Raw genomic sequence first — 19,246 nt, 5'->3', positions numbered from 1 at the left:
GGCGTCCTCAGGCGGACACGTCGGACCAGACCTGGCGTACGGCCTCGAGCGCAGCCGCGCGATCGGCAGGCACCAGCCCGATCCGGGTACGCCGGTCGAGCAGGTCGGCCTCGTCCAGGGCGCCTTCGTTGCGTACGGCCCACAGCAGTTCGGCGTTGGTGACGGGATGCCCCGGCAGCACGGGTTCGGCCAGGCGGGGATCCTGGGCGGCGAGTGCGTGGATGGCCGGAGCCTCGGTGCCGTAGCGCTGGATGAGGCGGTGCGGCGCCTGGAGGGAGCCGAGGGTGGCGGGTGATGCGGCGCCGACGAGGGGCAGGGTGGCCGTGGGGGAGGGGCCGGCGGTGAGCCGGCGCGCGCTGATGGCCGCGTCGACGGCGTCCTGGGCCATGCGCCGATAGGTGGTGAGCTTGCCGCCGACCACGGTGATCACGCCGTCCGGCGAGGTGACCACCGCGTGCCGCCGGGAGATGTCGGCGGTCCGCGGAGCCGAGCCGGAGCGTGCCGTCGGGGTGGTGTCGAGCAGGGGGCGAAGGCCCGCGAACGCGCCCACGACGTCGTCGCGTTGGACGGGGAGGTCCAGGACGGAGCCGAGGACGTCGAGGAGGAAGCCGATGTCCGTCTCGGGGACCTGGGGAACGTCGGGGATGTCGCCCTCGACGGGTTCGTCGGTGAGCCCGACATAGACGCGGCCGTCGCCCTGGGGCAGGACGAGGACGAAACGGTTGGTCTCGCCGGGGACCGGGACGTGCAGCCCTGCGGGCAGGGGGCCGAGGCGGTCGGAGCGCAGGACGAGGTGGGTGCCGCGTGAGGGGCGGATCCGGATGCCCTCCACCAGGTCGCCCGCCCAGACGCCGGACGCGTTGATCACGGCGCGGGCCCTGATCTCGCCTTCCTCGCCGGTGAGTTCGTCACGTATGCGGGCGCCGGACGCGGTGAGTTCCAAAGCCCTGACGCGAGTCAGGATGCGTGCGTCGCGTGCGGCGGCGGTGCGGGCGATCGCGGTCACCAGCCGGGCGTCGTCGGTGAGCCGGCCGTCCCAGGACAGCAGGCCGCCGCGCAGGCCCTGGGTGCGCAGGGCGGGCGCGAGGTGCCGGGTCTCCACCGCGGAGAGCCGGCGCGGGGCGGGCAGGGTGGCGCGGGCCGTGCGGGCCGTCAGACGCAGGGTGTCACCGGCGCGGAATCCGGCCCAGGCCAGGGCGGACTGGCCCCGGGAGACCAGGGGGGTCAGGGGCAGCACGAAGGGCTGGGCCCGCACCAGATGCGGCGCCGTGCGCTCCATCAACACCCCACGCTCGACGGCGCTTTCGTGGGCCACGTCGAGCTGCGCGGAGGCGAGATAGCGCAGCCCGCCGTGGATGAGCTTGCTGCTGAAGCGTGAGGTTCCGAAGGCCAGGTCATGGGCATCGACGGCGACCACCGACAGACCGCGGGCCGCGGCGTCCAGGGCGACCCCGGCGCCCGTCGCGCCCAGCCCGACGACCAGGACGTCCACGGCCGGACCGCCGACGGCCTCGGCCAGTTCGCGCGAGCGCCGGGCGGCGGACAGGGACGATCCGGGAACCGGGGGAGTGGCGGGGCTCATGGCGTGAGGGTCCTTTCCAGGATGCTGCGCAGTTCCGCCAGGAAGGCCTCACTGCTCAGGTCGGCGTCGTCCTCGTCGGTCATGGTCCGCAAGGACAGGGTGAAGGACTGGACGATCAGCAGCAGGGCCCGTGCCTGCCGTTCGACATGGCCGGCGCGTACCGACCCGTCGGCGTGGCCTTCGCGCAGACCGTCGGCCAGCAGGGCGAGAAGGGCCTGCTGGCTCGCGCCGCGGCGGTCGAGGACGTAGGGGAGCAGCAGTTCCGGATCGACGTCAACGATCTTCCGGAAGAGCGGATGGGCGCGGAAGGCGCCCACCCCGGTCACGAGCCCGTCGACGATCAGGCCGCGCGCGCTCGTACCGGGCCGCCGCTCGGGCATGGCCGCCGTGGCCACCGCGACCCATTCGCGGGTCATGAGGTCGCCCACCAGGGAGCGCACATCGGGCCACCGTCTGTACAGCGTCATCCGGGAGACACCCGCGCGGCGGGCCACGTCGGTCAGCGTCGTACGGCGGACTCCGACGGCCAGGACGCAGTCGCGTACCGCGTCGAGCACCGCGTCGCTGTCCGAGTGGTTGTGACGAATAGGCGTCATGTGTCACAGTGTAACGCCTGCGGGGCCGTCCGGGACACGGCATCGCTTGAATCGACCGGTGAGGACAACAGCCAATGGACATGCTGTGGAGCGGCTGGGGCGACCCGGCCAAGGCGGCGCCGCTGCCCGAGACCGTGACCGGGCTGCTGCGCGATTGGCTCGGCGTCAAGCCGCGCGCCGCCGAGCCGGTCGCCCTGGCGGACATCGCCGTACCCGAGCCGGGACTCGAACCCGCCGCGCTCCAGGCCCTGTCCGCGGCGGTCGGCGGCGAGGAGCACGTCCGCACCGACGCGGAGAGCCGCATCCGGCACACGCGCGGCAAGTCCACCCCCGACCTGCTCCGGATGCGCGAGGGAGAGGTCGACGACATCCCCGCGGCCGTCGTGCTCCCCGCCGGCCACGACGACGTGCTCGCGGCAGTGCGCGCCTGCGCCGAACACGGCCTGGCCGTCGTCCCGTTCGGCGGTGGTACGTCCGTCGTCGGCGGCCTCGCCCCCGCCCGGCGCGGTTCCTTCGTCGCCCTGGACCTGCGCCGCATGGACCAGTTGCTCGCCCTCGACCCGGTCTCCCGCACCGCCACCCTGCAGCCCGGGCTGCGCGCACCGCAGGCGGAGGTGCTGCTGGCCGAACAGGGATTCACGCTCGGCCACTTCCCCCAGTCCTTCGAGTGGGCCACCATCGGCGGGTTCGCCGCCGCCCGCTCCAGCGGCCAGGCGTCCGCCGGCTACGGCCGCTTCGACGAGATGGTCCTGGGCCTGACCGTCGCCACCCCCGAGGGCACCCTCGACACCGGCCGCGCGCCTCGCTCGGCGGCCGGCCCCGACCTGCGGCAGCTCGTGCTCGGCTCGGAGGGCGCGTTCGGCGTCATCACGTCCGTCACCGTGCGGATCCGTCCCGTACCCGCGACCCGCGTGTACGAGGGCTGGCGCTTCGACTCCTTCGAGGCGGGCGCCGCCGCGCTGCGCCGCCTCGCCCAGGACGGCCCGCGCCCGACGGTGCTGCGACTGTCCGACGAGACCGAGACGCTGATCGGCCTTGCCCAGCCCGACGCCATAGGTGCCGCCGTCGACGGGCAGCAGTCCCCGGGATGCACGGCGATCGCCGGCTACGAAGGCACCGACGAGGACACCTCGTACTGCCGCGAGCGCGCGTCGGCCGTCCTTCGGGACTGCGGCGGAACCCCGCTGGGCGAGGAACCCGGCCGGCGCTGGGCGCACGGCCGCTATTCGGCCCCCTACCTGCGGGACTCCTTGCTGGACGCCGGGGCGTTCGTCGAGACGCTGGAGACGGCGACCTTCTGGTCGCGCGTGCCCGAGCTGTACGCGTCCGTCCGCGACGCCCTGTCCACCACGCTCACCGAGGCCGGCACCCCTCCCCTGATCATGTGCCACATCTCCCACGTCTACGAGAACGGTGCCTCGCTGTACTTCACCGTCGTCTCGGCGCAGGGCGACGAACCGGTGGTGCACTGGGAGAAGGCCAAGCACGCAGCCAACGAGGCGATCCTTGCCGCGGGCGGCACCATCAGCCACCACCACGGCGTGGGCACCGACCACCGCGACTGGTACGTCCGCGAGGCGGGCCCCCTCGGCATCGAGGCCCTGCAGGCGGTGAAGCGCCGGCTGGACCCGCAGGGTCTGCTCAACCCCGGGGTCCTCCTGCCCCTCGACTGACCTCACCGCGCCTGTTCACCCCCGGCTCACCCACCTCCTCCGCCCGCCTCCGGCAGCACCCTCCCGTCGGCCCGAAAGGCACCCCCGATGCGACAGTTCACCGCCATCGTCAACCCCACGGCGGGCGGATCCGCCTCAGCTGCCGCACTGCTGAACGTGGCCAGGCCGCTGCGGGAGGCCGGGGCCGACCTGGAAACCGAGTACAGCCGCAGCCTGGCCCACGCGCAGGGACTGGCCCGTGACGCCGGGGAGCGGGGCCGGGTGGTGCTCGCCGTCGGCGGCGACGGAATCGCCGGCGGTGTCGGCGGGGCCCTCAGCGGCACCGACGCACTGCTCGGCCTGGTCCCCGCCGGCCGCGGCAACGACTTCGCCCGGGCGCTGAAACTGCCCACCGAGCCCGCCGCCCTCGCCGAGGTACTGCTCCACAACGAACCCCGGCAGGTCGACACGATCGAGGTCGAGTCGGCCGTACACGACCGCACGGTGGTCCTCGGCAGCGTGTACGCCGGCGTCGACGCCCTGGCCAACCGCCACGCCAACGAGGCCACAGTGCTGCGCGGCTCGGCCTCCTACTACGCGGGCGGTCTGCGCGCCGTCACCACCTGGCGCCCCGCGCGCTACCGGGTCACCGTCGACGGCCAGGAACATCTGCACACCGGCTACACGGTCGTGGCCGCCAACTCCGGCTACTACGGATCCGGCCGCCTGATCGCCCCCGACGCCCGTGTCGACGACGGTCTGCTGGACGTCGTGATGATCCGCGAGGCGCCGCGCCGGCTGTTCTTCGCCCTGATGAACGAGCTCAAGACCGGCGCCCACGTCCATCGCCCCCAGGTGCAGATCCTGCGGGGCAGGGAGATCCGTATCGCGGCCGACCGCGAGGTGCCCTACGGCGCGGACGGCGAGGTGGAGGCCACCCTGCCGGTCACGGTCAGGGTTCTGCCGGGAGCACTGCGCGTCCTGTGCTGAGGCCGGGCCACCGGTGTCTCCCGGGCGGCCGAGTCAGGCGACCGGCCGCCCTCCGTGGCCGAGTCATGTCGTCTGTGCGGGGCATGCGGCACCCGCAGGTCACACGCCATCCGCAGGTCATGCGCCCTTCGCGGGGCACGCGCCGCTAGCAGGCAACGCGCTTTCCGCGGGGCACGCGCCGTCAGCGGACAACGGGCCTTCCGCGGGGCACGCGCGGTCAGCCGGTCATCAGCACTCCGCGAAGCGGGCGCAATCGGCAGGTCATCCACGCTCTGCGGGTCATCCGCCGTCCACGGGCATCCGCGGGCGCGCCGTCCTGAGCTGCTCCGGGGCGGAGGTGTGCCCGGCCTCGGCCTGGATGAGCAGCGAGAGCAGTTCGGCCACCGGCAGTCCGGCCTCGGCGGGGTGCCGCAGCACCTTGCCGGCCTCGATCCGGTAGGTGTTGGTGCGTCCCTCGCGGGTGTGGGACAGATAGCCGTCCTGCTCCAGGTCCGAAATGATCTTCTGGACAGCGCGCTCGGTGAGTCGGCAGTGCGCGGCGATGTTCCGGATCCGCACGTTCGGGTTGTCGGCGATGGCCGCGAGGACGCGGGCATGGTTCGTCAGAAACGTCCATCCGGTGTGCGGCTCAGGGACTCCGTCCATGCCCCAAGAGTACGGCTGGGTGTTCACGAATACAAATACACGCACTCAATTTCATGTATCTGTTGACGTGTTCCGCAGTTCGGGTTCACTCTTGTAGTCAGACGGGGAGTACCTGAGAGAGAGGCGGTCATGCCCGAGCTCGCGTCCTCTGCACAGCCCCCCAACAGGGGCGCTGCCGACCGCGTGAACTGCGGCGGCGGACCGGCGGCGGCTTCGTCGTGGCCGCTGGTCACCACCGTTGGCGCGGACGGCGACAGGGTCATGGTGAAGGTCTCCGGAGAGCTCGACCTCGACAGCAGCGAGCGACTCCGGAGCGTCCTGCGTGAAGCTCTGAACCGCTCGGTCCGTGGCATCGACCTGCATCTGGAGGGGGTCTCCTTCTGCGACTGCTCGACCCTCAACATCCTGCTCAACATGCGCCACCTCGCCTTGGAGCAGGGCAAGACGGTCGCGATCCAGGCAACCAGTACGGCAGTCGACCGCCTGCTCTCCCTGACCGGCACGCACTCGCTGTTCGGCCGGATCGACCCGGACGGGCGTCCGGGCGGGCATGCCGCGGTCGATGGGCAAGCCCAGGACCCGGAGGCGCCCGAGGGCGCCCATCACGATCTGCGGATAGAAGTCGCCCAACTGCGCCGGGCGATGCAGACCCGGCCCACCATCGACCTGGCCCGCGGAATCCTGATGGCCTCGTTCAGCCTGAGCTCGGAGGAGGCCTGGACGGTGCTGGTCACGGCCTCCCAGAACACCAACACCAAACTGCATTCCCTGGCCGGTGACCTCGTCACCGCGGTCAAGGGCGATGCGCTGCCCGAAGAGGTGCAGGAACATCTGTCGGCCGCGGTAGCCAGGGTCAACGCCGTGATCCCCGAGAGCTGAGGGCAACACTCCGCACGTCAGGGTTGCGTCGTGAACGGGCACCCCGGCAGGGTTCGGATGTGCCCACCTTGCTGATCGTGCATCACACGCCCTCGCCCAACTGCCAGGCCATGCTCGAAGCCCTCATCTCCGGTGCCACGGCGCCGGAGATCGAGAACGTCGAGGTCGTGCGCCGGCCGGCGCTGTCGGCCACGGCCTCCGACGTGCTGGCCGCCGACGGCTACCTCCTCGCCACCCCGGCGAACCTCGGCTACATCTCAGGAGCCCTCAAGCATTTCTTCGACCAGGTCTACTACCCCTGCCTGGACGCGACCCAGGGCCGGCCCTTCGGCTACTACGTGCACGGTGGCAGCGACGTCACCGGGGCGGTACGGGCGATCGACTCGATCACAACGGGCCTGGGCTGGCGCCGGGCGGCGAATCCGGTGACCGTCACGGGCGAGCCCACCAGGGCGGACACCGAGGCCTGCTGGGAGCTCGGGGCCACGCTCGCCGCCGGTCTGATGGGCTGACCTGAACGGCAGCGTCTCCCAACACCCCACACTGACCAGGGTGTTTACCTTCGTTGTGAGAAATTTCTGTGAATCCGTGAGGCGTTTGAACACAACGCGGCCCGTCTCCGTATTGGACCGGGGGATTTTCATGCCCTGACCGATCACGAGGCGTAGGAGTACTTCCTTGGGACGCAGCACGCGAAGACGCCCCACGGGCGCACGGCGCGCGACTTTTGCAGCGGTCGCGCTGATGTTGGGCGGCGGCGGCCTGGTCGCGGCCAACGTCTATGCCTCGGCCACCGAGGACGGCGGAGCAGACCCCGCCCGGACGCTGTCCACCCCGGCCGGCACGATCGACTGCCCGGATGTCGGCAGCGAACTGACAGACGTGCCGGACGGAGCACGGGAGGACGTCGCGAAGGAACTCGCGCTCCTCGACCAGCAGATAGCCGAGGCCTACCAGCGGCTGCAGGAGTCGGCTCAGGCCATCCAGCAGGACGCCGGCTTCGCCGACAGCGCGATCATGAATCCGCTCAAGGACAAGCGGGCCGCGACGATCGAGCGGATCGCCGTCGCCGTCGACCGCGTGGGGGACCGGCCCGAAGGCCTGGACTCCCTCGCCGCCTGCACGCTGCGCGCCGCGGACAACGGCACCGGTGAGGACGGCAACGGCGGCGACCAGGAACAGGGCGGCGACAACCAGGACGGCGCTGACCAGGGCAACCAGCAGCCCGGGAACGGCGACCAGCAGGGCAACGGCGGACAGGCGGGCAACGGCCCGGTCGCCGCGGACTACGTGGACATCAAGGCCGTCCAGCCGAACGTGTCCAGCCCGGCCCCGCAGAAGGAAGCCTCCCGGGGCACCTTCGCCACCAGCTGCGGCGTCAACGAGAACGGCCTGTTCAACTCCGACAACGTCATCGTGGCCCCCGGCGTCTCCAACGGCGCCCACCACTTCCACGACTACATCGGCAACCAGTCCAACGACGCCTTCGCGAGCGACGAGGACCTGGCGAACGCCGAGACGAGCTGCGTCGACCAGAACGACAAGTCCACGTACTACTGGCCCGTGATCCGGCTCCAGAACGGAACGCAGGAACAGGACGCCAATTCGCCCGGCGGTGGAATCGAGGGCAACGCCGGCGAGATCGTCACTCCCAAGGAAGTGACGCTGGACTTCGTGGGCAACCCCCGCAGCAAGGTCACCGAGATGCCGCGCCTGCTGCGCATCATCACCGGCGACGCCAAGGCGTTCGTCAACGGCACCGCCAACGCCAACGCCTCCTGGAGCTGCACCGGCTTCGAGGACCGGCAGCTGAAGGACAAGTACCCGCTGTGCCCGCAGGGCAGTGACGTGGTGCGCACCTTCAAGTTCCAGAGTTGCTGGGACGGACAGAACATCGACAGTGCCAACCACCGCACCCACGTGGCGTTCGCGGCGGCCGACGGCAGCTGCGCCAACGGCTTCAAGGCCATCCCGCAACTGGTGCAGCGGATCGTGTACGACGTCGACGCGCCCAGCCTCCAGGACGGCGGGAAGACGACCCCGCTGTTTGCGGTGGACTCCTTCCCGGAGCAGCTGCACAAGCCGGTCACCGACCACGGCGACTTCATCAACGTCTTCAGCGAGGACCTGATGGGCGAGATGGTCGACTGCATCAACGAGGGCCGCAAGTGCGGCGCCGGCGCGGGCGACGGCGGCGAACCGGGCGACGAGGAGCCGACCGAGGAGCCGACGCAGGCTCCCAGCACCCCGCCGGCCGGGAACGACGATCCCGGCAACGACAAGCCGGAGCCCGGCGACGACGGGGACAAGCCGACCGACGCGCCGGCGACCGAGGACCCCGCGACCGACGAGCCCGCCACGCAGGAGCCCGCGACGGAGAAGCCCGCAGCGGACGAGCCTGCGACCGAGAAGCCCGCGACCGAACCGGCGGAGGAGGACGGCAAGCCCACCCTGTCGAGCACGGTGGCGCCCAAGGCCGACGGCACCCCCACGGCGAACGAGGCCGAAGGCGGCCAGGCGCAGGGCGGCTCGGGAAGCACTCCCGCGCAGACCCAGCCCGCCGCGGTCGGCGACGACTCCGGCAGCGGTTCCGGGACGCAGCCGCAAGCGGTCGGGAATGGTGACCTGGCGGAGACGGGCACGTCGCTGTGGCCGGCCGCGGCCGGCGCCGTGCTCCTGATGGGCGGCTTCCTGCTGCTCATGCGCACGAGGCGCCGCGCCGAGTGAGGGTGCGGACGGACACCCCGTAACGGCGACTGACGCCGATGCGTTCCAGGGGGCCCGGACCGGTCATCCCGGTCCGGGCCCCCTGGGCTTTGCGGGCTCGCAGCTCCGTCCGGGGAGTGCCGCTGCCCTCATCCGCCGATCATGGCGTGGGGATGCCCGCCGGCCGTGCCGGGCGGCCCAGACGGACCGGCACACCGGGGGAGTACAGGACGCTGACCGGCGCGGTGCTCGGGGCCGGCAGCCCGGCCGCGGTGATCAGGTTCTCCTCGCAGGTGACCAGCTCGGCACGGTACAGCGGCCACCGAGGGTGGTGGTTGGGCAGGTACGCCACCGGCTCGGGACCGCCGAAGAAGGCGTTGTGCATGCCCCAGCGAGCGGTGAGGAAGTGCTCGAGCCCGGTGGGCTCCTCGATGCGCGCACCGGTGCGTACGGTGATCCGACTCGACGCGCCGCGCGGCCCTGGCCAGCGACGGGAGCTGGTGTACGTGACCGTGTCGCCGACCGAGCGCACGGCCATCCGGGACCACAGATACGGCAGCCGGAATCCGACCCGCCCCATCACCACCGGGATCAGCCGGGACGCGTCCATCGACCGGAACACGACCCCGCGCCGCCCATGTGCGTCCACCGAGTACAGGCGCACGTTGGTCTCGGGAAAGGTCCCGAGATACGGCACCCCGGGCAGCCGCAGCCAGCCGACCCGATGCATCCGGAAGGCGACGAGCCCGACGTACGTGACCCCCTCATGCGTGTCCGGAACGGTACCCCGCGGCAGCAGACCCGCCACGACATCCGGCTCCACGGCCCAGTGGATGAAGGCGAGGTCGAGCCACTGCTGGGTGAGGAGCGGGGTGTGTATGTGGGCGGGGGCATCAGGGGTGACAGGAGACGGTTTCGGCACACAGCCAGGATGTCAGAGTCGCACTCCGACGCCGTGGGCATTGCCGGGTCCCGCGCGCCGGATCCTGTCCGTCACCTGCCCTACGGCCCCTCATAGCGTGCGGCGACACCGGTGAGGTACCCCCGCAGCATGAGCCTGGCTTCGTCGAGAACCCCCGGGTCGCCCTCGGGGTCACGGCGGAAGGCCTCCTGGGCGAGGGCGTCGGCGGCGAGGATCGCGGCGTGGCAGGCCCGAGCGAGCGCCTCGTCGTCCTGGGCGACGTCGAGGGCCAGCAGGATGCGCCGGATTCCGTCCGCCATACGGCGCTTGTGCTCACGGTCCGCGGCCCGGGTCCGCTCGGTGAGGACGCTGCCGAACCACAGGGCCCTGAAGCCGTGCTCGGTGCGATAGATCGCGGCGTACGCGTCGATGAGCACGCCGACCGGGTCGTCCCACTGCTCGGCCGCGGCGGCGCGTACGAGGTCGTCCATGGTGCTCTCGAGCCGGGCGAAGTACCCGGCCGCCAGGGCATCGATGATCGCGTCGCGGTCGGGCAGGTACTGATACAGCGAACCGACCGAGACCCGCGCCTCGGCGGCGATGCGGGTCGTGGTCAGCGCCTGGACGCCCTCGTCGACCAGAACGCGCTCCGCCGCCTGGAGCACGCGGGCCAGCCGGGCCTTGCTGCGCGCCTGCTGGGGAGTGCGGCGCAACGGGACATGCCAGGTGCCGCCGCCGGATTGCGGGGCGGGATCGCCCATGTGCGGCCTCCGAAGCTGAACGTGACATAGTTTCAGGTTTACGTTAGCGTCGCGTACATGACCGACTCAAGCCCAGCGCTGGGTCAGGAGCGCGCCGCCGTGGCCGAGGCGTGCCGTCGCCTGGGGGCGGAGGGGCTGCTCATCGGCACGGCCGGCAACGTCAGCACGCGGGTCGAGGACCGTGTCGCGGTCACGGCCACGGGCGCGGTGCTCGCGGAACTGACGGCCGACCAGGTGACCGTGGTCGACCTCGACGGAAACATCGTGGCCGGGACCCTGGAACCCACCTCCGAACTGGACCTGCACCTCGGTGTCTACCGCCGCTACGGCTCCGGCGCGGTCGTCCACACCCACGCCCCGATGGCGACCGCGCTGTCCTGCGTACTCGACGAACTGCCCTGCATCCACTACCAGTTGCTGAGCCTGGGGGGCTCGGTGCGCGTGGCGCCGTACGCCACGTTCGGCACACCGGAACTCGCCGAGTCCGTCCTTACGGCGCTGGAGGGCCGTGGCGCCGCGCTGATGGCCAGCCACGGAGCGGTCACCCACGCTCCCACGCTGGCCAAGGCGGTTGGGCACGCCCTGCTGCTGGAGTGGGCGTGCGGCGTCTACCAGCACGCGGCCGCCCTCGGGAAGCCCCGCGTTCTCGACGAACACCAGCAACTCGCGGTGATCGAGGCCGCGCTCGCCCGGAACTACGGCACCACCCACCCCGTACCACCCGCGCAGGAGGGACACCGATGAACGTCGTCACGATGGGCGTGCATGTGCTGGACGTGCTGGTGCGGCCGGTGGAGGAGATCCCCGAGGGCCAGGGCGCGACCCTCGTGGAGGACATCAGGATGACCGCCGCCGGAACAGCCGGCGGCACCGCGCTCACCCTCGCCAAACTCGGCGCGTCCGTCAGCAGCGCCGGCGCGATCGGCTCGGACCCCACCGGGGACATGCTCGTCCAACTGCTCGACGCGGCGGGCATCGACACCCGCTTCCTCGTCCGCCGCACCGACACCCCCACCTCCGCGAGCGTCCTGCCCATCCGCCCCAACGGCGACCGGCCCTCGCTGCACCTGCTGGGCGCCAACATCACGTACGGCCCCGACGACGTGCCCTGGGACGCGATCGCCGCGGCGACCCACCTCCACCTCGGCGGACCCGAACTCATCGGCCCCGACACCGCCACGCGCGTCCTGTCGTACGCCAAGGAGCACGACGTGGTCACCTCCGTGGACCTCCTCGCGCCCGGCGCCCTCGGGAGTTTCGAGCAGATCGAGTCGGCGCTGCCGTACGTCGACCACATGCTGCCCAACGAGGACCAGGTTCTCGGCTTCACCGGTGAGGAGGACGTGGTGGCGGGGGCGAAGAAGCTCCTCGCTGCCGGAGCAGGCCTGGTCGCGGTCACCCGCGGCGGTGACGGTGCCCTGCTGGTGACCCCCGAGGGCACCGAGAAGGTACCCGCCTTCGCGATCGACGTCGTGGACACCACCGGCTGCGGCGACGCCTTCTCGGCCGGGTTCGTACGCGGCATGGGCCTGGGCCGCACGCCCTACGACTCCGCCGTCCTCGGCGGCGCCGCGGCGGCCTTGGTGGCCCAGGGACTCGGCAGCGACCACGGAGACTTCGATCTCGCCCGTGCTGATGCGTTCTCGGCGACGAGTAAGTCACGTGGATGGCCTGTCAGTTGAGGGCCGTCTCCATGTCCGTCTGCCAGTAAGTGACGCTCAGGGCACTGTCGTAGTAGACGCCCTTCGCCGGCAGGGGCGGGGTGGCCGACGGTCCGCCGGAGCTGTTCGGCGTCCTGCCCTGGAAGGCGATCGTGAGTGCTCGGGCGGTGTCGCCGCCCGTACCGCTGCCGTCGCCCGCGCTGAGCCGGACGCCCGCGTAGCCCGAGGCGCCCGGCTCCAGCGTCGGCACGGCCTGCGGCTTGGTGTCGTCGAACGCCTGCGGCACCCACTGCATCTCGTCGAATCGGAGCACCGGGTAGTACATCAGGGCGCACGGCTTCGAGCCGGTGTTGGTGACGGTGAGCAGCATGTGGTTCAGCGGTCGGGGGACGGGCTTGGCCGTGGTCTTGGTGTTGGAGCCGTTGCAGATGGTCAGATCCCCCGGGGCGTTCGCTTCCCCGTCCCCGTCCCCGTCTCCGTTCGCGCCGCTGGCGCTGCCACTTCCGGCGCTGGTGCCGTTCTCTGCGGGCTTGCCCGGCTGCGAGGGCTGGTCCGACTGCTGCCCGGAGCCCGCGCTCCGCCCCGGCTGATCGGACGACTGGTCCTGCGCGGGCGTTGACGCGTCCGGCGCCGCGGACGGTGACGTTGTCCGCGAGGCGCCCTCGTCGCGAGTGCCGGAACCGTTCTCGCATGCGGTGAGGGCGAGGACGGTGACGGCGGCGCCGGTGGCGGCGAGAAGCCGGGCGTGGCGGAAGGTGCGCATGGCTGATTCCTTGTCATTGCAAAGGACTTGAAGGCATCCGCTCGACCGGTTGCCGGGAGCGACGTGCTTGGATGACCTGAGCTTGTCCGGTGATCCGTTCCGGCCGCCACATCCGGCTGGCGATCAGGGACACTGGAACGGCTGCGATGGATCTGACCTGGAGAAACGTCCATTCCCTGGAACGGGGGAACGGGACACGGGGGATGGAGGAACGGTGTCGCAAGGCACAGCTGCGACCGATTTCGCGGCGTCTCTGAGGCAGTTGAAGGACCGCTCGGGACTCAGCTACGGGGTTCTCGGCAAACGGCTGCACATGAGCACCTCGACGCTGCACCGGTACTGCAACGGGGATGCCGTCCCCACCGACTACGCGCCCGTGGAGCGGCTCGCCCGGCTGTGCAAGGCCTCGCCGGAGGAACTGGTCGAGCTGCATCGACGGTGGGTGCTGGCGGATGCGTTGCGGGGCAGGAAGGGGGCGGCGGAGGCGACTTCGGGCCCCGGGGAGGCCGGGGCCGGCCCTGCGGGGGCCGGTGAGAGCCCCGCCGAGGCAGGCGTGATTCCCCCTGCGCCCGACGCGCCGACCGCCTCCGATGCCGGGGCGGCCGTCGTGCCCGACCCTGCCCAGACCGGGTCCGAGGCGACGCCCGCTCCCGAGCCCACTCCGGGTCCCGCCCCTGACGACGTCGTCGGTGCCCACCAGCGCACCGACCCGGCCCGCCCTCGCCGCCGTACCGCACTCCTCGCCGGTGTCGCGGTGGCCGCCGTTCTGGGGGCCGCCGCGCTCGCCATGAATCTGCCGTCGGACGGGAGTCAGGGCGACGACCGGGGCGGCAGCGTCGGTGCCGCCGCCCCGAAGGACGTCGCCGCCCCACCGACCAAGTCCACGCCGCAGTCGTCGCCGTCCGGCTCGCCGAGCGCCACGTCGGGCGGGACGAACTCCCCGTCGCCATCCGGGACCCCGACGAAGAACGGGCCCAACGGCGGCGCAGACGCCGGTGACAAGACGGACGCCACGCCACCGCTGACCGTGAACGTCCGCCCGTACAGCTGGGAACACCCCTGCTACCAGCACTACTTGATCGACCGGCCCGCGACGGATATCGGCCCGCCCCCGGTCGAGCAGGACGCGCCGGCCTGGGTCGGGGCGAACAAGGCGGTGACGGCCGGGGAGCAACTGGTGACGCTGACCGTCCAGGGCACCGGCAGGGAGACCGTGGTGATCGAGGGCCTCGAGGTCCGCGTGGTCCGCAAGGACACGCCACTGGCCTGGAACGACTACGTGATGGGCGTCGGGTGCGGCGGTGGGGTACCGACACGTCCCTTCACCGTCGCCCTCGACGCCGCGCGTCCGGTCGTCGTGGCCGGGGCCGATCAGCGCGACTTCTCCTTCAAGGTGAGCGAGTCGGACCCGGAGGTCTTCAAAATCACAGCCGACGCCTCGGCGTACGACGTGACCTGGTATCTGGAGCTGACCTGGTCGAGCGGGGGCCGAACGGGCACGCTGGTCGTCGACGACAACGGCAAGCCGTTCCGGACGAGCGGCAACAACGGGCGACCGGCCTACGAGTTCCCGCTCGGCGGCGACAAGTGGCTGAAGTCGACGGGGGGCTAGGCCCTGTCCTTTGGATCAGCTCGGCTGTGACAATCGGTTCCTCTTGGCGGACCCGAGCGGGGTGTGGTGCGTGCAGGTGCATGGCGGAGGAGGGAGTCGACGCGATGGGGGTACCCCCGCTCGAGCGATGTCGGGAGTGGGGGAGTCGGCGACCGACGACAACGCGGCAGATGTGCGGGCCAGGGCCCGCGATGCCGAGATGATCCAAACGACAGGGCTAGTGGGGACCCCACGGCGCCGCCACGGCTTGAATCAGGGTTCGCGGTGACAGGCGATTGGCGAATGGATCGGATCGGGGCTGCTCTCCGCGGTGAGAATCCGACAGTGCTGCGGCGACTTGGGTCAGGGTTCGCGGTGATCGGCGACGTCCAGTTCCTACCGGGCTACTCCGTTCCCGTGCCGGACCCGGACGATGCCGACGATGTCGAGGCCCTGTCCGCGCCTCGGCCCTGTGTGCTGTGCGGACAGCTCGCCGGGCATCAGGTGGCCGGGTTCCCACAGCACCTGGACTCTGCCGAGTGCGGCACGGCCGGGCCCGCACAACGGGTGGAGCCCGTGGCGGCGGAGAGCCCTGCCCCTCCGGGCGAGTTCCGTCAGCCGGCGTCCGGCGGCAGGCAGAGCCCGGCGGCGCGCGGGGTCAAGGTCGTGCCCGTCGGCCGTCGGCTGAAGACCGCCGACAGCCCGGACCTGATCGGCTCCGCCGTCGCGGGCGCCCTCGCCCAGCACAACCGGGACGAGCCGGGCCCGCTGTGGGTGACCGAGCCGACGCTGCGCCTGCTGCTGCGTCACGCGGGCCCGAAGTACGGGCTGTGCGACCCGCCGGAGATCCATGAGTCCTGGACCTCCGGGGCCATGGAAGGCCTGCTGGAGAAGTTCCGCGTCGCGCTGAAAGACGCCCGGGACCGGGCGATCGCCGAGGACGCCGAGGACGTCGAAGCCGACAGCGCCGACTGAGCCGGGCTCGCCCAGCGGCACAGCTTGGGCGGTCCGACCCACCCTCACCCTCTGTCCCGGATCCGGCTCAGGATTCGAGGCGTTCCGTGTACGCCTCGGTCGGTGGAAACGGGGTCGGGCTCGTCATACCGGCCGACCAGAACCCGCTGGTACCGGGGATGGACGTCACGGCATTGAGATACGGCGCCGGCGCCGCGCCGGCCGGGCCCCGAGCGAGGGTCCAGGTGCTTCCGTCCCGGCGCAGGTACGTACTGCGACTCTGGTCGTGGAAGTTCCAGCCCGAGATCCACGCGGCTTGGCCCTGCGCATCGCCTGCGATTCCGGTCAACGAGCCGGCGACGAAGCCCGCTTCCACCCGCGTCCAGGCCGTACCGTCCCAGTGGCTCAGGGACGGGTTGCCCGGGCGGCCGGGCGGCCCTCCGACGCCCATCTCGGTGCCCACCGCCCATACATCGTCCGGACCGGCCGAGTGGAGATCGGCGATGCTCAGGCGCAGGCCCGGGACCGGGGGCAGTACGGTCCACGCGCCGTCCCAGCGGGCCACGAGGCCCGACCAGCCGCCGCCGTTCGACTGGTCGCCGCTCACCCAGACCTCGCCGGGCGAGCGCAGGACCACCCGGTACAGATTCACGCTCGCCACGGGCAGCGGGTCCAGCCATCGCCAGCGTTGCCCGTCCCCGTGCAGCAGACGGGCAGCGCCGCCTTGGCTGCCGCAGATCCACACCTGCCGTTCCGGGCCGACCGCCACCGCGTTCAACCGGACGTCCGCCTCGCCCTGGCCCGGGAACGTGGCCTCGCGCCAGGTGGTTCCGTCCCAGCGCAGCAGCGGGCTGCCGGTGCCGACGGGCCGGCCCACGCTCCACGCCGCGGTCGCGCAGACACCGGCGACATCGCTCAGGCGCGTGTGGTTCAGGTGTAAGAGGTCGGTCTTCGTCCATGCGCTGCCGTTCCACATCATGGCCAGGGCTCGCCCCTGCGACGGCCCGCCGCGGGCCTCCTCGCCCACGGCCCAGGCCAGTTGAGGCCCGACAGCGGCGATACGCCGCAGCTGCGCGGCCGGAGTGCTGCCGGGTGCCGGCACGGCCTGCCAGCCCTGCGTCCGGGGCGTCGGTGCGTCGGCCAGGGCCTGGCCCGGGCCGAGCGCGACTGCCGAGAGTGTGCCGATCGCCCCTGCCACAAATCGCCTTCGTCTCACCGGGTGTCCCTCCAGGCCGGTAGGGCGGATAGGAGGGACCACCGTGAACCAGCGAACCTCAGAGGTCTAGATACGGGCATGACAAGCTCGCGGGGGAGCGCGTTCAGTACCTGTGTCCGGCGCGCAGCGCCAACCGCTCCCCGGCGAACCGCTCGCGGAAGCCGCGGTCGTGCGAGACCGCTCCCGAGTACGCCGCCAACGCCGCCTCCAGGTCCTCGATCAGGTCGAGCGCGATGTGGTTCGTCGGTTCGTCGAGTACGAGCAGGTCCGCGGGCCGGGTCACCAGGAACGCGACTTCGGGCGTCGACTCTGCTGGCGTACTCGAACCTGAAGGCTCGGATCGTGGCGGAGATCATGACGGCGGCGCGAGACGCCCTGGATCCCGGGCGGGCTTCGTAGGGAGCCGCCCGGCGGGGAGTCGACCTTTGGCTGATCCCCTTCTTGCGCTCGGCTCCCCCCACCCCTCACAGATTTGAGTAAGGTTAGGCTAACCTTTGCCGCGTGCAAGCAGGTGAAGAGATCTCCGCGGCGCTGAGCCCCCGCGGTCATGAGCTGTCGGCCACGGATGTCACCGTGGCCTACGAGGGCGTGGACGTCGTACACGACGCGTCGGTGACGCTGCGGCCGGGTGAAGTGACCGTGCTGGTGGGGCCGAACGGCAGTGGGAAGTCAACACTGCTGCGTACGGTCTCGCGGTTGCAGCGGCCCAGGAGCGCGACGCTCGTCATCGACGGCGCCGACGCACTGGCGCTGACCCCGCGTGAGTTCTCGCGCCGCGTGGCCCTGTTGACGCAGGGGCGCCCCACGCCCAGCGGCCTGACCGTGCGGGACGTCGTGGAATTCGGCCGCTACCCGTACCGGGGCCGTTGGGGCCGGGCCGACCCGGGCGGCCCTGCCGCGGTGGCGCGCGCGCTCACCATGACCGGCGTCGCCGAGCTCGCCGAACGGGGCGCCGAGCATCTCTCCGGCGGGCAGCTCCAGCGCGTGTGGCTCGCCGGCTGCCTCGCGCAGGAGACCGGCGTACTGCTCCTCGACGAGCCGACGACCTACCTCGACCTGCGCTACCAGATCGAGCTCCTCGACCTCATCCGCGACTTGGCGGACGACCACGGGATCGCCGTGGGCGCCGTCCTGCACGACCTCGACCAGGCCGCGGCCCTCGCCGACCGGATCGTGCTCCTCCACGAGGGGCGGATCGTCGCGGACGGTCTCCCCGAGGACGTACTGACGGCTCAGCGGCTGACCGACATCTACGGCATCCGCATCGAAGTCGACACCGACCCCCTGACGGGCCGGCTGCGCACCCGCGCGATCGGCCGGCACCACACGCGAACCGAAAGGCTCAGCACACCCTCATGAGACGCCTCCTCACGACCGCGGCCGTCGCCACCGCCGCGGCCCTCACCCTGACCGCCTGCGGTACCACCGAGCCCGCCGCCGACAGCGACGACGCGAAGAAGGCCGGCGAGGCCATCACCCTCACGGACGCCTCCGGCAAGAAGGTCGAACTCGACGGGCCGGCCAAGAAGGTCGTCGGAACCGAGTGGCACGAGGTCGAGCTCCTGGTGTCGCTGGGTGTCGACCCGGTCGGCGTCGCCGACGTCAAGGGCTACAACACCTGGGACACCGCGGTCCCGCTGAAGAACGAGCCGAAGGACATCGGCACCCGCGGCGAGCCCAGCATGGACACGATCGCCGCGCTGGCGCCCGACCTCATCGTCGCCAGCACCGACCTGCCGCCGGCGGCCGTGAAGCAGCTGCGCAAGGTCGCCCCCGTCCTGGAGGTGCGGTCCGCCGACGCCGCCGACCCGATCGGGCAGATGACGAAGAACCTCGACCTCGTCGCCAAGGCCACCGGCACCACCGAGCAGGCCGAGAAGATCAAGGACGAGTTCGACGCGAAGGTCGCCGAAGGCAAGAAGGCCCTCGCGGACGCCGGCCTCGACGGCGCCGAGTTCGCCTTCGCCGACGGCTACGACATCTCCAACCAGGTCTCCATCAGGCCGTTCACCGGCGGCTCGCTCATCGGTGCGGTCAACGAGGAGCTCGGTCTCAAGAACGCCTGGACGGTCAAGGGCGACAAGGACTACGGGCTCGGCACCACCGACGTCGAGGGGCTCACCAAGCTGGGCGACGACGTGCAGTTCGCCTACATCGCCAACGACGGCGACAAGAGCAGCACCCCGTTCACCGCCACCGGCGCCTTGTCCAAGGACAAGGTGTGGACCTCGCTGCCGTTCGTGAAGAAGGGCAACGTCCACCGACTGCCCGACGGCATCTGGATGTTCGGCGGTGAGGAGTCGATGGGGGCGTACATCGACGCCCTCGTCAAGGAGCTGACGAAGTAAC

General features: G+C 71.5%; 17 protein-coding genes and 3 pseudogenes. 12 read left to right on the top strand and 8 right to left on the bottom strand.

Annotated features, from left to right (window positions below):
- Positions 1–7: 7 nt before the first annotated feature.
- Both AB5J55_RS02045 and AB5J55_RS02040 read right to left on the bottom strand, forming a co-directional pair.
- On the bottom strand, positions 8–1,582 hold the full coding sequence (locus tag AB5J55_RS02045) for an FAD-dependent oxidoreductase (RefSeq protein WP_369268964.1): 1,575 nt from the start codon (positions 1,580–1,582) through the stop codon (positions 8–10).
- Positions 1,579–2,178 (bottom strand): TetR/AcrR family transcriptional regulator, encoded by a 600-nt coding sequence (locus AB5J55_RS02040; protein ID WP_369268963.1) that lies wholly within the window; start codon positions 2,176–2,178, stop codon positions 1,579–1,581. The genes AB5J55_RS02045 and AB5J55_RS02040 overlap by 4 nt, the downstream gene beginning before the upstream one ends.
- A gap of 74 nt (positions 2,179–2,252) precedes the next feature.
- Here AB5J55_RS02040 and AB5J55_RS02035 point away from each other — a divergent pair, with 74 nt between their 5' ends.
- Both AB5J55_RS02035 and AB5J55_RS02030 read left to right on the top strand, forming a co-directional pair.
- Positions 2,253–3,851 carry an FAD-binding oxidoreductase gene (locus AB5J55_RS02035; RefSeq protein WP_369268962.1) on the top strand — a complete coding sequence of 533 codons (1,599 nt, stop codon included), beginning with the start codon at positions 2,253–2,255 and terminating at the stop codon, positions 3,849–3,851.
- Between the two features lie 87 nt (positions 3,852–3,938).
- The gene (locus AB5J55_RS02030; protein WP_369268961.1) at positions 3,939–4,820 is read left to right on the top strand and encodes a YegS/Rv2252/BmrU family lipid kinase; all 882 of its coding nucleotides are present in this window, start codon (positions 3,939–3,941) and stop codon (positions 4,818–4,820) included.
- A gap of 279 nt (positions 4,821–5,099) precedes the next feature.
- Here the strand turns inward: AB5J55_RS02030 and AB5J55_RS02025 are convergent, their stop codons facing one another.
- Positions 5,100–5,465, bottom strand: coding sequence for a helix-turn-helix transcriptional regulator (locus AB5J55_RS02025; RefSeq protein WP_369268960.1), 366 nt, complete (start codon positions 5,463–5,465; stop codon positions 5,100–5,102).
- A 129-nt stretch (positions 5,466–5,594) separates the two neighbouring features.
- Here AB5J55_RS02025 and AB5J55_RS02020 point away from each other — a divergent pair, with 129 nt between their 5' ends.
- From AB5J55_RS02020 to AB5J55_RS02010, 3 genes are all read left to right on the top strand, one after another.
- On the top strand, positions 5,595–6,344 hold the full coding sequence (locus tag AB5J55_RS02020; protein ID WP_369268959.1) for an anti-sigma factor antagonist: 750 nt from the start codon (positions 5,595–5,597) through the stop codon (positions 6,342–6,344).
- Positions 6,345–6,403: 59 nt separating this feature from the next.
- A complete protein-coding gene (locus AB5J55_RS02015; protein WP_369268958.1) occupies positions 6,404–6,856 on the top strand; it encodes a flavodoxin family protein in 453 nt (150 codons plus the stop codon).
- Between the two features lie 232 nt (positions 6,857–7,088).
- Entirely contained in the window at positions 7,089–9,071 is a 1,983-nt protein-coding gene (locus AB5J55_RS02010) for a DUF1996 domain-containing protein (RefSeq protein ID WP_369276060.1), read from the top strand.
- A gap of 139 nt (positions 9,072–9,210) precedes the next feature.
- Here AB5J55_RS02010 and AB5J55_RS02005 read toward each other — a convergent pair whose 3' ends face one another.
- Both AB5J55_RS02005 and AB5J55_RS02000 read right to left on the bottom strand, forming a co-directional pair.
- A complete protein-coding gene (locus AB5J55_RS02005; RefSeq protein WP_369268957.1) occupies positions 9,211–9,972 on the bottom strand; it encodes a YqjF family protein in 762 nt (253 codons plus the stop codon).
- 80 nt (positions 9,973–10,052) lie between these two features.
- Complete coding sequence (locus AB5J55_RS02000) at positions 10,053–10,712, bottom strand: TetR family transcriptional regulator (protein ID WP_369268956.1); 660 nt, start codon at positions 10,710–10,712, stop codon at positions 10,053–10,055.
- Positions 10,713–10,769: 57 nt separating this feature from the next.
- Between AB5J55_RS02000 and AB5J55_RS01995 the strand changes: the two genes are divergently transcribed.
- Together AB5J55_RS01995 and AB5J55_RS01990 are read left to right on the top strand one after the other, a co-directional pair.
- Positions 10,770–11,456 carry a class II aldolase/adducin family protein gene (locus AB5J55_RS01995; RefSeq protein ID WP_369268955.1) on the top strand — a complete coding sequence of 229 codons (687 nt, stop codon included), beginning with the start codon at positions 10,770–10,772 and terminating at the stop codon, positions 11,454–11,456.
- Positions 11,453–12,394, top strand: coding sequence for a carbohydrate kinase family protein (locus tag AB5J55_RS01990; protein WP_369268954.1), 942 nt, complete (start codon positions 11,453–11,455; stop codon positions 12,392–12,394). Before AB5J55_RS01995 ends, AB5J55_RS01990 begins: the two co-directional genes overlap by 4 nt.
- Here AB5J55_RS01990 and AB5J55_RS01985 read toward each other — a convergent pair.
- The gene (locus tag AB5J55_RS01985) at positions 12,387–13,136 is read right to left on the bottom strand and encodes a DUF4232 domain-containing protein (RefSeq protein ID WP_369268953.1); all 750 of its coding nucleotides are present in this window, start codon (positions 13,134–13,136) and stop codon (positions 12,387–12,389) included. The two genes, AB5J55_RS01990 and AB5J55_RS01985, sit on opposite strands and share 8 nt — an antisense overlap.
- Positions 13,137–13,350: 214 nt before the next feature.
- On the opposite strand from AB5J55_RS01985, the gene AB5J55_RS01980 reads away from it, so the two are divergent.
- The 3 genes and pseudogenes from AB5J55_RS01980 to AB5J55_RS01970 form a co-directional block, all read left to right on the top strand.
- On the top strand, positions 13,351–14,748 hold the full coding sequence (locus AB5J55_RS01980; RefSeq protein ID WP_369268952.1) for a helix-turn-helix domain-containing protein: 1,398 nt from the start codon (positions 13,351–13,353) through the stop codon (positions 14,746–14,748).
- A 264-nt stretch (positions 14,749–15,012) separates the two neighbouring features.
- Positions 15,013–15,153: pseudogene (locus AB5J55_RS01975) on the top strand (diadenosine tetraphosphate hydrolase); the annotation flags it as partial.
- A gap of 6 nt (positions 15,154–15,159) precedes the next feature.
- Positions 15,160–15,669 (top strand): annotated as a pseudogene (locus AB5J55_RS01970) (hypothetical protein); the annotation flags it as partial.
- Between the two features lie 100 nt (positions 15,670–15,769).
- Here AB5J55_RS01970 and AB5J55_RS01965 read toward each other — a convergent pair.
- The gene (locus AB5J55_RS01965) at positions 15,770–16,879 is read right to left on the bottom strand and encodes a hypothetical protein (RefSeq protein ID WP_369268951.1); all 1,110 of its coding nucleotides are present in this window, start codon (positions 16,877–16,879) and stop codon (positions 15,770–15,772) included.
- A 121-nt stretch (positions 16,880–17,000) separates the two neighbouring features.
- Positions 17,001–17,192: pseudogene (locus AB5J55_RS01960) on the bottom strand (ABC transporter ATP-binding protein); the annotation flags it as partial.
- Between the two features lie 206 nt (positions 17,193–17,398).
- On the opposite strand from AB5J55_RS01960, the gene AB5J55_RS01955 reads away from it, so the two are divergent.
- Positions 17,399–18,256, top strand: coding sequence for an ABC transporter ATP-binding protein (locus AB5J55_RS01955; RefSeq protein WP_369268950.1), 858 nt, complete (start codon positions 17,399–17,401; stop codon positions 18,254–18,256).
- The gene (locus AB5J55_RS01950) at positions 18,253–19,245 is read left to right on the top strand and encodes an iron-siderophore ABC transporter substrate-binding protein (RefSeq protein ID WP_369268949.1); all 993 of its coding nucleotides are present in this window, start codon (positions 18,253–18,255) and stop codon (positions 19,243–19,245) included. The genes AB5J55_RS01955 and AB5J55_RS01950 overlap by 4 nt, the downstream gene beginning before the upstream one ends.
- The last annotated feature ends 1 nt before the right edge of the window (position 19,246 follow it).

It is taken from the genome of Streptomyces sp. R11, from assembly GCF_041051905.1.
Taxonomy (GTDB): domain Bacteria; phylum Actinomycetota; class Actinomycetes; order Streptomycetales; family Streptomycetaceae; genus Streptomyces.
The sequence above is the reverse complement of the archived record's forward strand: the minus strand, read 5'-3'. Positions and strand labels throughout refer to the sequence as shown.

Excerpts from the sequence above, each read along its gene's own strand:
- AB5J55_RS02035 (WP_369268962.1), top strand. The coding sequence starts at position 2,253 with ATGGACATGCTGTGGAGCGGCTGGGGCGACCCGGCCAAGGCGGCGCCG.
- AB5J55_RS02030 (WP_369268961.1), top strand. The coding sequence starts at position 3,939 with ATGCGACAGTTCACCGCCATCGTCAACCCCACGGCGGGCGGATCCGCC.
- AB5J55_RS02000 (WP_369268956.1), bottom strand. The coding sequence starts at position 10,712 with ATGGGCGATCCCGCCCCGCAATCCGGCGGCGGCACCTGGCATGTCCCG.
- AB5J55_RS02045 (WP_369268964.1), bottom strand. The coding sequence starts at position 1,582 with ATGAGCCCCGCCACTCCCCCGGTTCCCGGATCGTCCCTGTCCGCCGCC.
- AB5J55_RS01985 (WP_369268953.1), bottom strand. The coding sequence starts at position 13,136 with ATGCGCACCTTCCGCCACGCCCGGCTTCTCGCCGCCACCGGCGCCGCC.
- AB5J55_RS02020 (WP_369268959.1), top strand. The coding sequence starts at position 5,595 with ATGCCCGAGCTCGCGTCCTCTGCACAGCCCCCCAACAGGGGCGCTGCC.
- AB5J55_RS02025 (WP_369268960.1), bottom strand. The coding sequence starts at position 5,465 with ATGGACGGAGTCCCTGAGCCGCACACCGGATGGACGTTTCTGACGAAC.
- AB5J55_RS01950 (WP_369268949.1), top strand. The coding sequence starts at position 18,253 with ATGAGACGCCTCCTCACGACCGCGGCCGTCGCCACCGCCGCGGCCCTC.
- AB5J55_RS01995 (WP_369268955.1), top strand. The coding sequence starts at position 10,770 with ATGACCGACTCAAGCCCAGCGCTGGGTCAGGAGCGCGCCGCCGTGGCC.
- AB5J55_RS02010 (WP_369276060.1), top strand. The coding sequence starts at position 7,089 with ATGTTGGGCGGCGGCGGCCTGGTCGCGGCCAACGTCTATGCCTCGGCC.
- AB5J55_RS01990 (WP_369268954.1), top strand. The coding sequence starts at position 11,453 with ATGAACGTCGTCACGATGGGCGTGCATGTGCTGGACGTGCTGGTGCGG.
- AB5J55_RS02040 (WP_369268963.1), bottom strand. The coding sequence starts at position 2,178 with ATGACGCCTATTCGTCACAACCACTCGGACAGCGACGCGGTGCTCGAC.